Origin of the sequence: Bradyrhizobium sp. HKCCYLR20261, assembly GCF_051168435.1 — a bacterium.
Lineage (GTDB): Bacteria > Pseudomonadota > Alphaproteobacteria > Rhizobiales > Xanthobacteraceae > Bradyrhizobium.
In genome coordinates this window covers 120,581-134,615 of sequence record NZ_JBNPUZ010000014.1, presented here as the reverse complement: position 1 = coordinate 134,615, position 14,035 = coordinate 120,581, and the positions used below count along the sequence as shown (strand labels likewise).

Below are 14,035 nucleotides of genomic sequence, written 5' to 3'. Positions count from 1 at the left end.
GCGTGGGGTGGCGTCGTGGGACGCCGAAGGGGATCTGGGCGGGATGCCGGTGGGGCGGGGCTGGACAGCGGCGAGGCGTGCCGTGGCGGGAGTGGCGTTGATGTGCGCCGCGCTCGCGCTCGCCTCGTGCTCCAGCCAGATCGCGGATATGCCCTCGCTCGACGCCGAGGCGGGTGCCCGGCCGCGGGAGCCCGGGGACTATCTGCCGGTGAACGACGTGCCGCGCGATCGGGACGGGGCGACGATCTCGCCAGAGGAGCGGGCCAGGATCCAGAAGGAGCTGCTGGCTGCCCGCGACCGGCAGGCCTCGGCGGCCACGAGCGCCAAGCCGAAATGACCAAACGATGGGCAGTCGGCCGGTCCTGACGGCGCAATTGTCTGGCGCGGCGCGGCGACCATGATAAAACACCGGAATCAACAGCGTCGCGTGTCGTCGCCAGCCCAGCTGTAAGCCCGCGCTAAACTTCTGATCTAGCGCTGGTTTATTTGCGCGGTCCCCGACGACGCAGCACCAGCCTTGCTGGCTGACCCGCCCCCGGTTGCCGGAGCCGAGAGACCCATGGAAGATTTCTACCGCATCCGCCGTCTGCCGCCTTACGTGTTCGAGCAGGTCAACCGGGCCAAGGCGGCCGCGCGGAACGCCGGGGCCGACATCATCGACCTCGGCATGGGCAATCCGGACCTGCCGGCGCCGGCGCATGTGCTGGAGAAGCTCAAGGAGACCCTGGGCAAGCCGCGCACCGACCGCTACTCGGCGTCGCGCGGCATCGTTGGGCTGCGCCGCGCGCAGGCGGCCTATTACGATCGCCGCTTCGGGGTGAAGCTGAACCCCGACACCCAGATCGTGGCCACGCTCGGCTCCAAGGAAGGCTTTGCCAACGTGGCGCAGGCGATCACCGCGCCCGGCGACGTGATCCTGTGTCCGAATCCGAGCTATCCAATCCACGCTTTCGGCTTCCTGATGGCCGGCGGCGTGATCCGCTCGGTGCCGGCCGAGCCGACGCCGCAGTTCTTCGAGGCGGCCGAGCGCGCGATCATTCACTCGATCCCGAAGCCGCTGGCGCTGATCGTCTGCTATCCCAGCAATCCGACCGCCTATGTCGCGAGCCTCGACTTCTATCGCGACCTCGTCGCATTCGCGAAAAAGCACGAGATCCTGATCCTGTCGGACCTCGCTTACGCCGAGGTCTATTTCGACGACAACAACCCGCCGCCGTCGGTCCTGCAGGTGCCGGGCGCGATGGATGTCGCGGTCGAGTTCACCTCGATGTCGAAGACCTATTCGATGGCCGGCTGGCGCATGGGCTTTGCCGTCGGCAATGAGCGCATCATCGCCGCTTTGGCGCGTGTGAAATCGTATCTTGACTACGGCGCGTTCACGCCGGTTCAGGTCGCGGCAACGGCCGCATTGAACGGTCCCGACGACTGCATTCGCGAGATGCGCGACGTCTACCGCAAGCGGAGGGATACGCTGGTCGAGTCGTTCGGCCGCGCCGGCTGGGAGATCCCGCCGCCGGAAGCCTCGATGTTCGCCTGGGTGCCTTTGCCGGAGAAGTTCAAGAGCCTCGGCAGCATGCAGTTCGCGACCCTGATGGTCGAGAAATCCGGCGTCGCGGTCTCGCCCGGCGTCGGTTTCGGCGAGCACGGCGAGGGCTATGTCCGTATTGCCATGGTCGAGAACGAGCAGCGCATCCGGCAGGCCGCTCGCGGCGTTCGCCGCTTCCTTGAAAGCGGCATCGAAACGTTGCACAACGTGGTTCCTCTCGCCAACCGGCGCTGAGTCCCCCGTTTTTCTTGCTGCAGGTTCTTTGATTCCATGGTCGCACCCCTCAGAGTGGGCATCGCGGGCCTCGGCACCGTGGGTGCCGAAGTCGTTCGTCTGATCGAGCAGCAGGGGCGCGTGCTCACCGAGCGGACGGGACGTCCCGTGAAGGTCGTGGCCGTGACGGCGCGGTCGAAGAAGAAGCGCGCCATCGATCTCGCGGGTATCAAGTGGGCGAAGGATCCGCTGGCACTGGCTGCCGATCCCGAGGTCGACTGCTTCGTCGAGCTGATGGGCGGTTCCGGTGATCCCGCGCTGTCGGCTATCGACACCGCGCTGAAGGCCGGCAAGTCGGTGGTCACCGCCAACAAGGCTCTGATTGCCAAGCACGGCCTCAAGCTCGCCAAGGCCGCTGAGAAGTCCGGCGGCGCGCTGAATTTCGAGGCCGCCGTCGGCGCCGCCATTCCGGTCATCAAGACCTTGCGCGAGGGCCTCGCCGGCACCGGCATCAGCCGCGTCTATGGCATCCTCAATGGCACCTGCAACTACATCCTGACCCGCATGGAGCAGGAGGGCCTGTCGTTCGACGAGTGCCTGAAGGACGCGCAGCGGCTCGGCTATGCCGAAGCCGATCCGTCGTTCGACATTCATGGCCATGACACCGCGCAGAAGCTCGCGATCCTGGCGAGCCTCGCCTTCGGCACCCAGGTGGCGGAGAAATCCATCTATGTGGAAGGCATCTCCTCGATCGCTCCCGAGGATCTCAAGGCCGCCGATGAGCTGGGCTACCGCGTCAAGCTGCTGGGGGTCGCGATGCGCACCGCCAAGGGCATCGAGCAGCGGGTGCATCCGACCATGGTGCCGAAATCCTCCTCGATCGCCCAGGTCATGGGTGTGACCAACGCGGTCACCATCGACGGCGAAGGCATTCCGCCGATCACCCTGGTCGGGCCGGGAGCAGGGGGCGCGGCCACCGCGTCCGCGGTCGTGGCCGATATCGCCGACGTCGCCCGCGGCATCCGCGCCGCGCCGTTCGGGCGCCCGGTCGACAAGCTGCAGGCGACCGAGAAGGCGCCGATGGAGCGGCACGAGGGCGGCTACTACATCCGCCTGATGGCGCGGGACCACGCCGGCACCGCCGCGACGATCGCGACCCGGCTGGCCGAGCAGAAGATCTCGATCGAGTCGATCGTGCAGCGCCATCCTCCTGGTAGCGAGCCACTCAAGACGGGCGCCAAGGGCGGTCCCGTGCCGGTGATCCTGATCACCTACGCGACGCATGAGGACGCCGTGCACAAGGCGCTCCAGGCCGTGCAGCGCGACAAGGTCATCAGCGGCAAGCCGCAGGTGATCCGGATCGAGAAAAATTAGCCTGGGATGCACAGGGAACCGGTTGTCCCTGCTCAAACAAACGCGTGGCGTTTGGGTTAGGTTCATGCTCAAACCGGTGGAATCGAGAGGCGAGGAGCGGCCATTCAGGCCATCCCGCTGAACCGTGAGCCGCCTGCGATGGCGACCTCCGGCTGGTAGAATTTGATGGCGCTGAGCCGCCTTGACGTCTTGAGGAGTTGACCGATGTCGACGCAGATTTCCGTCCCGCAACAATTGCTGCTCGAGCGCATCCTGACCCTGGAGCTGGTGCGCGTGACCGAGCGGGCGGCGGTGTCGGCGGCGCGGCTGCGTGGCCACGGCCAGGAGAAGCCGGCCGACCAGGCGGCGGTCGACGCGATGCGCCGCGAGCTCAACAAGCTGCCGATCGAGGGCACCGTCGTGATCGGCGAGGGCGAGCGCGACGAGGCGCCGATGCTGTATATCGGCGAGAAGGTCGGCCTGAACGCCGGTCCGAAGGTCGACATCGCGGTCGACCCGCTCGAGGGCACGACCCTCTGCGCCAAGAACATGCCGGGCGCGATCGCGACCATGGCGATGGCCGATGGCGGCACCCTGCTGCATGCGCCCGACGTCTACATGCAGAAGATCGCGGTCGGGCCCGGCTACGCCAAGGGAGTGGTCGACATCGACGCCAGCCCGGCCGACAACGTCCGCCGCCTCGCCAAGGCCAAGGGCGTCGAGCCCGGCGCCATCACCGTGCTGGTGCTGGACCGTCCGCGCCACGCCGACATCATCCAGGGCGTGCGCTCGACCGGCGCCGCGGTCCGCCTGATCACCGACGGCGACGTCGCCGGCGTGATCCATTGCGCCGACCCCGATAACACCGGCGTGGACATGTATCTCGGCACCGGCGGTGCGCCCGAGGGCGTGCTGGCGGCCGTCGCTCTGCGCTGCATCGGCGGCCAGATGCAGTGCCGCCTGATCCTCGACACCGAGGAGAAGCGCGAGCGCGCCCACAAGATGGGCGTCGGCGACCCCAAGATGATCTACGGCATCGAGGACATGGCCCGCGGCGACTGCCTGTTCGCGGCCACCGGCGTCACCACGGGCTCGCTGCTCTCGGGCGTCAAGTTCCGCAAGGACGGCGTGATCGAGACGGAGACCGTCGTCATGCGCTCGGTCACCGGCACCGTGCGCTACATCCGCGCCGAGCACCGGCAGCTCGAGAAGTTCCACCTCGACTAATCCCGGCCCGCTATTCCGGGGTACGCGACGCGTGAACCCGGAATCCCGAGCTCGCAAGTCGCGATTCCGGGTCTGCGCGCTTCGCACGCATCCCGGAATGACGAAGTCGGAGAGTGGTTCAGCATGTCCGATCTGTCCATGGTCAAGGCGCTGGTGTTCGACGTGTTCGGCACCGTCGTCGACTGGCGCACCAGCCTGATCAACGACTTCACGGCGTGGTCGGCCAAGCGCGGCATCCAGGGCGACTGGACCGCGCTGGTCGATGGCTGGCGCGGGCTGTATGCTGGCTCGATGGACGAGGTCCGCAGGCATCCCGAGCGCGGCTATCTCATCCTCGACGTTCTGCACCGGCGCTCGCTCGAGACGCTCGTCGCCAAGCTCGGCATCGCCGGCCTGACCGAGGCCGATCTCGATTATCTGACGCGCGGCTGGCACCGGCTGCATCCGTGGGCCGACAGCGTCGCCGGGCTGACCCGGCTGAAGTCCAGATACATCATCTCGCCGCTCTCCAACGGCAATGTCGCGCTGCTGACCAACATGGCGAAGTTCGCAGGGCTCCCGTGGGACCTGATCCTCTCCGCCGAGCTGTTCGAGCACTACAAGCCCGATCCCGAGACCTACCTCGGCGCAGCTCGTCTGCTCGGCCTTGCGCCCGGCGAGGTGATGATGGTCGCCGCGCACAACAATGATCTCGAAGCCGCCCAGCGCTACGGTCTGAAGACCGCCTTCGTCGCGCGCCCCACCGAATACGGCCCGCTGCAGAACCGCGACTTCGAGGCGACCGGCGCCTGGGACATCGTGGCCGCCGACTTCAACGGCATCGCCGACCGGCTCGGCTGCTGATCCTCCGTTCTCACGCGCCCGACATGATCACGCCGTACCAGCCGAGGCCCTTGTAGGTCTCGTAGCCTGGCGTGGCGTGGAAGGCGACCATGCGCCCGGATGCATCCTGGTAGAAGCCGCTGCGCTTGCCGTCGAGCTTCAGCGAGACGCGCTCGCTGAGGATGCCCTGGCCGTCGGAGGACGCGATGACACGATGGCTGGAATCCACCAGCAGCGCGCGGGCCTTGTCGCTCTCGCTGACGCGCACGCCCTGGACGATCGCGCGCGCCTGCGCCTCCCAATCGAAATGGATGGCAAGCACGCCAAGTGGCCTGCCATGAGCCTGGCCGTTCTCGCGCACCGACGCGCAGTAGGTCGCGACCTGGGCGTTGCCGAGCAGCGGCTGGCACTCGACGTCGCCGGCGACGTAGTCGTCGCCGGAGCGCAGGCCGCGCGCCTCGCGAAACCATTTCGTGTCGGCCACGCTCTGGCCGACCACATTGTAGCGGTCGGCGCGGCCGTTCGCGATCACCTTGCCGCTAGGGTCGCACAGCCAGAGATCGAGATAGACCGTGTAGGCGGAGAGGATCACCGCAAGACGTTCGGAGACATGGGCGACGCGGTCTGCATCCGGCGCAGCGGCGCAGTCGACCACCGCGGAATCGGTCGCCCACCAGCGCACGTCGCAGGTCCGTTCATAGAGATTGCGGTCGATCAGCTCGATCGCGTTCAGAGCGAGGTCGACCATGCGTTCGCCGCGGGCGCGCTCCGTCATGCGCTCGATCGAGCTTTTGAGATTGCCGGTGCGGGTGGTGAGCTGGCCTTCGAGCTCGCGCGCGATGGTCTCGACCTGCTGGCCGACCGCGCGCACCTCCTGCGCCACGACCGCAAAGCCGGCGCCTTGGGCGCCGACGCGCGAGCTCTCGATCAGGGCGTTGAGGGCCAGCATCTTCATCTGATTGGTGATCTGCTGGATCGACTTGGTCTTCTCGCAGGCGATCTGGTTGACCTCCCCGGTGAGCCGCGCGATCAGCGCGGCGACGTCGGTTTCGTCCTGGGGAGCCGCCGGAGAGGGAGCGATCGAGGGCGAGGTCTTCAGCTCAGTCGCGGAAAGCATTGAAACAACTCCATATCATCGCTGTCTCGGTCGATGCGGAGACTGCGAGCAATCAGTCGGTATCATTTGATTGAAATGTCCGAGAGTTCGCCTAACGGGCGTTTAATGCACGTTCCCGAACACAGCTGTAATTTTAGGCAAGCCGCATTATATCTCATCAGTTGTCCCTCTCAGGTTGTGATTTCCCCGATGTTGCATCGCGATTCCAGTGGGTTCCCGTCTCGGAGCCTGTCGCGCGCGGCGCGTTGCTGTAGATTCGCGGCGCTCAATTTCGAATCGCCCATGCGACACGCGAGGCCCTTAGCCTGATGGCACCGTCCGCCCTTGCCTTGCCCCTGAGCGCCCCGCCGGCGTTCCTGGGCGTGCGGCTGTCGCTCACCAACAAGCTGTGGCGCGACCGGCTGGACGCGCGCGGCGCGGCGCGGGCGCTCGCGATCGTGCAGCGCTATCAGTTGCCGGAGATGCTGGCGCGGGTGCTGGCCGGGCGCGACGTCGAGCTCGATGCGGTCAACGACTTCCTCGATCCCACCATCCGCAAGCTGATGCCGGATCCGTTCACGGTGACGCAGATGGAGGCCGCGGCCAAGCGCCTCGCCGATGCCGCCGTGAACGGCGAAAAAGTCGCGATCTTCGGCGACTACGATGTCGACGGCGCGACCTCGGCGGCGCTGCTCGCCTGGCACCTGCGGCATTGCGGGCTCGACCCGCTGATCCACATTCCCGACCGCATCTTCGAAGGCTACGGGCCGAACAGCGAGGCCATCCGTGGCCTCGCCAGCAAGGGCGCGACCTTGCTCGTGACCGTCGACTGCGGCACCACCAGCCTGGAGCCGCTGGCCGAGGCGCGGCGGCTCGGCATGTCCGTGGTCGTGATCGACCATCACCAATGCGGCGAGGAACTGCCGGAGGTCGATGCGCTGGTCAATCCGAACCGGCCGGACGATCTCTCCGGTCTCGGCCATCTCGCCGCGGTCGGGCTCACTCTGGTGACGCTGGTCGCGGTCAATCGCGAGTTGCGCGGCCGCGGCTTCTTCAGCAGCACGCGGCCGGAGCCGGATCTGCTCGGCATGCTGCATCACGTCGCGCTCGGCACCGTCGCCGATGTCGCGCCGCTGGTCGGCCTCAACCGCGCCTTCGTCGCCAAGGGCCTGATCGCGATGCGCCGCCGCGATCATGTCGGCCACACCGCGCTGATGGATGTGGCCCGGCTCAACGGCCCGCCCGAGGCCTGGCATCTCGGCTTCATGCTGGGGCCGCGGATCAATGCCGGCGGGCGCATCGGCCGCGCCGATCTCGGGGTGCGGCTGCTGCTGGAAACCGACGTGTCGGAAGCCGCGCGGATCGCCGCCGAGCTCGACCGGCTCAACACCGAGCGCCGTGTCATCGAGCAGCATGCGGAGGCGCAGGCCGAGGCCGAGGCGCTGGCCTCGCTCGGCCTGGAGGACAAGGGCGCGGTCATCGTCACGGCGTCCGAGGGCTGGCATCCCGGCGTGGTCGGGCTGGTCGCGTCGCGGCTGAAGGAAAAGTTCGCGCGCCCCGCGTTCGCGATCGCGCTGGAGCCGGGCGGCATCGGCACCGGCTCGGGCCGTTCCATTCCCGGCGTCGATCTCGGCAAGGCCGTGCGCCACGCGGTGGAGCAGGGCCTCCTGATGAAGGGCGGCGGGCATGCGATGGCGGCCGGCGTCACCCTGCGCAAGGAGCGGCTGGCGGAGTTTCGCGCCTATCTCGAAAACGCGCTCGCCGCCGATGTCGCCGAGGCGCGGCACGTCAACGAGATCCTGATCGACGGCGCGATCAGCGCGCGCGCGGCAACGCCCGAGCTGGTCCACACGCTCAATCGCGCAGGGCCCTTCGGCAGCGGCAATCCCGAGCCGATCGTGGCGCTGCCGTCGCATCAATTGGTCTACGCCGACGAGGTCGGGCAGGCGCATCTCAAGCTGCGCTTCAAGTCCGGCGACGGCGCCACCGTGAACGCGATCGCGTTCCGCTCGGTCGGCCAGAAGCTCGGCAACGCCCTGGTGCAGCATCGCAGCCAGGTCCTCCACGTCGCGGGCACGCTGACCGTCGACCGCTACCAGGGCGTCGAGCGCGTGCAGCTGCGCGTGCTCGACGTCGCCGTGCCGGATCATGGCCCGGCGATGATCAGGTAGCTGTAACATCAACGGTGTCGTCCCGGCCTCCGAGCCGGGACCCATACGCCGCGGCGGATGTTGTGAGAGCGAGATGCCCATTGCCCTCCTGCCTCACACTGCTCCCTGTGGGTATGGGTCCCGGCTCGGAGGCCGGGACGACGGCGGAGGGTGTGGCGCGTGTCGTGCCTCGCACGACCAAACGCAAGCGTGACCGTTCGATCTCGCCGCGCATTCGCGCCCGAGTGATGCTCGATCGAAGCCCTCAACGAAAAAAGAGGGCGCAGGGAATGCCGGGTGAAGGCCTCACCCATGGCCCGCCTGCAAACAAAAAGCAGGCGGCAGTCACCACAGGCAAAGCCGTTTCAACCGGCATTCCCTGCGCGATGGGCTTAACGCTTATACGCGATCTCCCCGGTGTCCGGCTTGATAGCCACCGTCGCCTCCGGGCTCATCATGACCAAGAGACTTGGCGCCAGCTTCGGGGCGCCGGGACCACGCGATTTCACGTCCGCCAACTGCCGTTCGTCCGCGCACATCGAGTACGCTGCGACACATCAGCGGCCACCGCATCCCATCCTCCACGGTCGTGACGATCGCGAAGCGCCCCTCTCACGAGGACGGGACGCAAGCAGTATTTCCGAATTTCGGAATAAAAGCAAGAGGAGATTTTATCGCGAGCAGACGCCTTCGATCATCCGCCTGATTGCGCGGGCGGATTCCGCGAAGTTGCGCTATGCCGAGATGTGGGGAACGATGCGGCAGGGGGAGTCATGCATGGCCGTCGCGCTCAATATCCGGTCAGATGATGCTTCTTCGGCAAAGATCGAAGAGCTCTGGGATCGGGTCGCTGCGTTCGAGGACGCGCCATCCATGCGCGGGCTCCGTTATCGGCCGCATTTCACTCTTGCGGTCTACGAAACGCCTGACATCGATACCGCGGTTGCTTGGCAAGTCATGCGCGAGGTTGTCAGAGGTGGCGGACCGCTCAAGATCGAGTTCAGCGGGCTCGCGTGGTTCGCGCATCCTCGCTTCGTGTTGTGGGCTGTCCCTGAATCGGTCGAGGACCTCCAGCAGTGGCATGCGGCAATCTCGGCTGCAATCGACCCGGCCTGCTGTCGAGAGCATTATCGACCCGGCGCCTGGACGCCTCACTGCACGCTGGGCACGCGGATCGTGGATGCTCGACGTGCGGACGCGATGGCATTTGCGCGCGCGTTCGACCAGCCTTTCTCGGTCGTGTTTGACGTCGCCGATTGTGTGACGTTTCCGCCGGTACAGATCGTGGCGGAGCACAGGCTCGTCTGATGCTGGTCTCTTTGGTACGATCAGAAATCAGTAGATACACTCACCGCCAGATCGGCTTCGGCAGCTGCTCGGGATTGAACTTCGGGGCCGGACGCGGCGCCGGCGGAGGCGCATTGTCCGGTGAGGAGTACAGCAGGAACGCCTCGAAGGGGATGTCGGGCGCTTCTGCGGCTCGGCCGGAGCAGGTGAAGGGCGTCGTGCGGCAGGAACCTTCGAGGCAGAGGGTCAGTTCGTCCGGGCCGAACAGCGACGGTTGTCCCGGGGCGTGCCGTTTCGTCCTGATGATGGCCGTGAACCGATCGCCGCAAGCTTCGTAGCTGCCGCTATAGCTCAGCACGCCGTCGCCGCCGCAGACCTTGCCCGCGGCAAGTTGCACGATGCCGGTCCCCTGGCCCCTCGGGGTCTTGAACCAGGCGGAGTAGGTACCTTCTTTCATCATGGGACGAGCACCCGGTCGAACGGTCGCCTCATCGTTGTGCATCGCAAATTAAAGGAAGGTGAAAACGGCCGCGCCAAACCCGTGGGAACCCGGGATTTATTCGTATACAAATGGTGAGCGGCGGGTAGCTGAGCCGCAGCTGGCGGGATGTTCTGCCATTTCTCGCATCTCGCCGTGATGTTTGTCAGGCTAAGCCTCTCGGGGCCGGGTATAAGGCAACCAGCTCAGAGTCAGAAGGACACGCAATGCCCTCCGAATCCCGTTCGCCGCGTCTTGCGGTGCTCATCGACGCCGACAATGCCTCGGCCAAGATCGTCGACGGGCTGTTCGAGGAGATCGCCAAGATCGGCGAGGCGAGCGTGCGCCGGATCTATGGCGACTTCTCCAGCCCGCGCTCGCGGCCGTGGGCGGATACGCTCGCCAAATACGCCATCGTGCCGCAGCAGCAGTTCGCCTACACCACCGGCAAGAACGCCTCCGACATCACGCTGGTGATCGACGCGATGGACCTGCTGCACAGCGGCCGGTTCGACGGCTTCTGCCTGGTGTCGTCGGACAGCGACTTCACCCGGCTGGCCGCGCGCATCCGCGAGCAGGGCATCGACGTGTTCGGCTTCGGCGAGCAGAAGACGCCGGAGAGTTTTCGCCAGGCCTGCCGCAGGTTCATCTACACGGAGAATTTGCGCGGCGGCGCAGCGAGCAGCAAGGATGCGGCGCCTGCCGCGAAATCATTGATGCCGATCAGCGCCGCGACGGAGATCATCGAGAAGGTGATCAGCCAGATCGAAAGCGAGGACGGCTGGGTCGAACTCGGCGTGGTCGGCACCCAGCTCGCCAACCTCGTCTCGGATTTCGATCCGCGCACCTATGGCTGCCGGAAGCTCAGCGATCTCGTGCGCAAGAGTGGAGCGTTCGAGATCGGCGAGCAGGCCAAGGGCGGCTCGATGCGCATCCGCGTGAAGACGGCGGATGGATCTCAGCCGAAGGCGAAAGCGTCGAGGACGTCCCGCGAGACAGCCAAATCGTGATCATGCCGGTGCCGGACCGCGCTCGGCACCGACCATTTCCTTCGTCATGGCGAGCCAAGCGAAGGCGCGGCGGATCACCGCGCTCCCGCAGAGCTGAACGGCAGCACGGTCGCTGTGCTGGTCGGCTTCAGACCTTGCCGATCGTTGCGATCAGGCCGACCACACCGCCGCGCGGCCCGCTGACGGTCGAAATCATGCGGTAGCCGTCGGTCGTCCTATCGACGCGCGTTTGCCGGTCATTGTACATGTCGCGGAAGAGTGTGGCGATGTTGACTGGGCCGCCAGAGAGTTTGCGCATGTTGGTGCCGTTGTCGTTGACATAGGGCACCGCGAATTGATGCGCGATGCGCACGTCGGCGGTCGTCGTTGAAGTGAAGATCATCACGCCCTCGGAGCCCCGCAGGCCGAAGTTCCTGTCAGCGAAGTAGAGGCCGCCAAATACCACGTTGTCGGGATCGTCGGGGCCGAGGTAGTAGCGGCTACGGATCTGGACGAGCGGGGAGTCGAGATCTCCGGTGGCACGATCAGCCATGAAATTCACCATTTGGCCGTGCTCCATGTAGAGGTCGCCGCCACTCCGATTCCAGTCCTTGACGACGAACGCGTCGTCGGTGTCGTTGTAGATCACGCCCAGAATCTTCTTGGGGTTCTCGAGGAAGAGATAAAGGAGGATGGCGGCCAGCACGATGATGATGACCGCGACCGCGGTCTTCAAACCGAGCGTGGTGATGCCGGTGCGGCAGGCTTGGAGAAGCGTCTGTCCACCGCGCCAAGCCGTCCATGTCAGCTTCGCCCACGCCGTGCCGACGGTGAAAAGACTGCTGCCGACGGTCTCGATGGCGAGCTGGCCGACGGTCTTCGCATTCGACATCGACTCCAGACGCTTGCTGAGCGTGAAGACATAGTCCGAAACGCTCGATCCCTGATATCCACGAATGATATTATAATTGTGCTGCGTCACGCTGACGTTGGGTTCGAGCTCGATGTCGTCGCCAGCCAGGGCCCGCCGGATCAGATCCTCGTTTTCACCTGGGGCCGATGCGAGACCTGCGTCCGCCTGATACGCATCGATGTCCGAGAGAGCGGCTTCCAGCATCCGGCTCCGAAGGCGCCGCAGCCGGTCGGGTTCGCTGAGCGCCTCGTTGGAAACGATGGCCCGCAAATCAGTATTCCAGCGTGCGTCGAGGCGATCGATGATCTCCAGAGCGACCTGTCGCGACGTCATATTCCCGTGGTTGATGAGCTGCATCTGATCTCTCCCTGCCATTTTCCGGTAAGACCAGACCGCAGGGTATTCAATCTCAAGAAAATGTACAGATACAAATGCACCCTTAGATTGTAACTTTCTAGCGAGTGGGTTGAGCGCACTCGTGGGAGGCGTGAGGCCGTCCGCATATCTCGCGCACATTCACACCGGCGCGCCGGCGATCGCCGGCGTGAGACCGAAGCTCCAAATAGTGCAATGAAGGCGCTGATGCTGCCGTAGCCGAGATCGAACGCCGCCGTTGTCACGGGGACGTCCTGGGCCAGCATCTCCAGCGCCCTTGGCCCGGCCTACGAACCTTGAACCATCACCCGCCTTGCCGCAGCTTCGCGAGCACCTTCAAGCCACCATAGCCATCGGCCGGCGTGATGCCCGCCTTGGCCTGGAAGTCGCGGACGGCTTTCATGGTGTCGTTGCCGACGCGCCCATCGGTGCCGCCGGTGTCGAAGCCGGCGGCGGTCAGGCGCTTCTGCATCTCCTGGACTTCGGCCAAGGTCAGCGCGCGCTCGGAGCCGGGGAAGGGTTGCAGGAACGGCGGGTTGCCCAGGATGCGGTCGCCGAGATGGCAGATCGCGAGCGCGTAGCTCATCGCCGGATTGTAGGACTTCACCGAATAGAAGTTAGGACCCAGCAGGAAAGCGGGGCCGCCCTCGACCGGGATCCAGAGCTGCGCCGACGCATTCGGCTGCGGGAAGGGCTGACCGTCGGCGCGGGTGACGCCGGCCGCCTGCCAGGCCGCGTAGGTCCTGCTGCCCGACATGTTGCCGGGCGCGCGCACCTCGTAGCCCCAATGCTCGCCGCGATGATACTTGCCGCGGTTGACGAGGTAGCGCGCGGTCGAGCCGAGCGCGTCGTCGGGCCGGCCGAACGGATTGATCTTGCCGTCGTTGTCATAGTCGAAGCCGACATTGAGCCAGACCTCGGGCATCCATTGGGTGTGGCCCATCGCGCCGGCCCAGGAGCCGCGCATTTCCTCCGGCGTGCTCCAGCCGCGGTCGACGATTTTGAGCGCATTGGTGAGCTCGGTCTCCCAATAGGCCTTGCGGCGCGGCTCGTTCCAGGCAAGCGCGGCGAGCGCCGGAAACACCGGGCGCATGTGGTTCTGCTGCACGAGGGGATCGCCGTAGGCTGACTCCACGCCCCACAGCGCGAGCAGCGTGCCGCGCTCGACGCCGAAATCCTTTTCGATGCGCGAAAACAGCGCCTCGTTCTTCGATAGCGCCGCCTTGCCGTTGATGACGCGCCAGTCGGAGACGCGGCGGTTGATGTACTGCCAGAGCTGCTCTTTGAACTCCGGCTGATTGCGCATCTCCTTGAACACGGTCATGTCGGGCTCGAGCCGGGACATCACGCGCGTCCAGGTCGCCTGCGAGATGCCCTTGGAAAGCGCGCGGCTGCGGAAGCCGTCGCGCCAGGCCTCGAACTCGGCCGGGGCGGCCGTGGCCGGCAGCGAGGGAACGAGCAGCGCTGCGGCGCCGAGGCCGGAGCGGAGCAGGGCGCGGCGGGTGGTGGAATCGGGCTGGGTCATGACGGCCATTCTAGCCGGTCGGGACCCTCAGCCGCAAAGGCCGGGACGCCGCGGGAACTCG

At 66.1% G+C, this 14,035-nt stretch carries 12 protein-coding genes; 8 read left to right on the top strand and 4 right to left on the bottom strand.

What is annotated here, in order from left to right; all coding sequences use genetic code 11:
- Positions 1-100: 100 nt before the first annotated feature.
- From ACQR1L_RS26560 to ACQR1L_RS26540, 5 genes are all read left to right on the top strand, one after another.
- Complete coding sequence (locus ACQR1L_RS26560; protein ID WP_434860867.1) at positions 101-337, top strand: hypothetical protein; 237 nt, start codon at positions 101-103, stop codon at positions 335-337.
- Positions 338-559: 222 nt separating this feature from the next.
- The gene (locus ACQR1L_RS26555) at positions 560-1,780 is read left to right on the top strand and encodes an LL-diaminopimelate aminotransferase (protein WP_434860866.1); all 1,221 of its coding nucleotides are present in this window, start codon (positions 560-562) and stop codon (positions 1,778-1,780) included.
- A 36-nt stretch (positions 1,781-1,816) separates the two neighbouring features.
- Positions 1,817-3,133, top strand: coding sequence for a homoserine dehydrogenase (locus ACQR1L_RS26550; RefSeq protein ID WP_434860865.1), 1,317 nt, complete (start codon positions 1,817-1,819; stop codon positions 3,131-3,133).
- A gap of 204 nt (positions 3,134-3,337) precedes the next feature.
- Positions 3,338-4,339 (top strand): class II fructose-bisphosphatase, encoded by a 1,002-nt coding sequence (gene glpX / locus ACQR1L_RS26545; RefSeq protein ID WP_172109193.1) that lies wholly within the window; start codon positions 3,338-3,340, stop codon positions 4,337-4,339.
- Positions 4,340-4,462: 123 nt separating this feature from the next.
- Positions 4,463-5,182 (top strand): haloacid dehalogenase type II, encoded by a 720-nt coding sequence (locus ACQR1L_RS26540; protein ID WP_434860864.1) that lies wholly within the window; start codon positions 4,463-4,465, stop codon positions 5,180-5,182.
- A gap of 10 nt (positions 5,183-5,192) precedes the next feature.
- Here ACQR1L_RS26540 and ACQR1L_RS26535 read toward each other — a convergent pair whose 3' ends face one another.
- The gene (locus ACQR1L_RS26535) at positions 5,193-6,278 is read right to left on the bottom strand and encodes a methyl-accepting chemotaxis protein (protein WP_434860863.1); all 1,086 of its coding nucleotides are present in this window, start codon (positions 6,276-6,278) and stop codon (positions 5,193-5,195) included.
- A gap of 308 nt (positions 6,279-6,586) precedes the next feature.
- Here ACQR1L_RS26535 and recJ point away from each other — a divergent pair, with 308 nt between their 5' ends.
- Together recJ and ACQR1L_RS26525 are read left to right on the top strand one after the other, a co-directional pair.
- Complete coding sequence (gene recJ, locus ACQR1L_RS26530; RefSeq protein ID WP_434860862.1) at positions 6,587-8,428, top strand: single-stranded-DNA-specific exonuclease RecJ; 1,842 nt, start codon at positions 6,587-6,589, stop codon at positions 8,426-8,428.
- Between the two features lie 756 nt (positions 8,429-9,184).
- Positions 9,185-9,715: a 2'-5' RNA ligase family protein gene (locus tag ACQR1L_RS26525; protein ID WP_434860861.1), complete on the top strand. Its 531-nt coding sequence runs from the start codon at positions 9,185-9,187 to the stop codon at positions 9,713-9,715.
- Between the two features lie 40 nt (positions 9,716-9,755).
- On the opposite strand, the gene ACQR1L_RS26520 is transcribed toward ACQR1L_RS26525, so the two are convergent.
- A complete protein-coding gene (locus ACQR1L_RS26520; protein WP_434860860.1) occupies positions 9,756-10,154 on the bottom strand; it encodes a hypothetical protein in 399 nt (132 codons plus the stop codon).
- Between the two features lie 245 nt (positions 10,155-10,399).
- Here ACQR1L_RS26520 and ACQR1L_RS26515 point away from each other — a divergent pair, with 245 nt between their 5' ends.
- Entirely contained in the window at positions 10,400-11,182 is a 783-nt protein-coding gene (locus ACQR1L_RS26515; protein ID WP_434860859.1) for an NYN domain-containing protein, read from the top strand.
- Between the two features lie 127 nt (positions 11,183-11,309).
- Here the strand turns inward: ACQR1L_RS26515 and ACQR1L_RS26510 are convergent, their stop codons facing one another.
- Positions 11,310-12,431: a hypothetical protein gene (locus ACQR1L_RS26510; protein ID WP_434860858.1), complete on the bottom strand. Its 1,122-nt coding sequence runs from the start codon at positions 12,429-12,431 to the stop codon at positions 11,310-11,312.
- Positions 12,432-12,753: 322 nt separating this feature from the next.
- Positions 12,754-13,974 carry a lytic murein transglycosylase gene (locus ACQR1L_RS26505; RefSeq protein WP_434860857.1) on the bottom strand — a complete coding sequence of 407 codons (1,221 nt, stop codon included), beginning with the start codon at positions 13,972-13,974 and terminating at the stop codon, positions 12,754-12,756.
- Positions 13,975-14,035 lie beyond the last annotated feature (61 nt).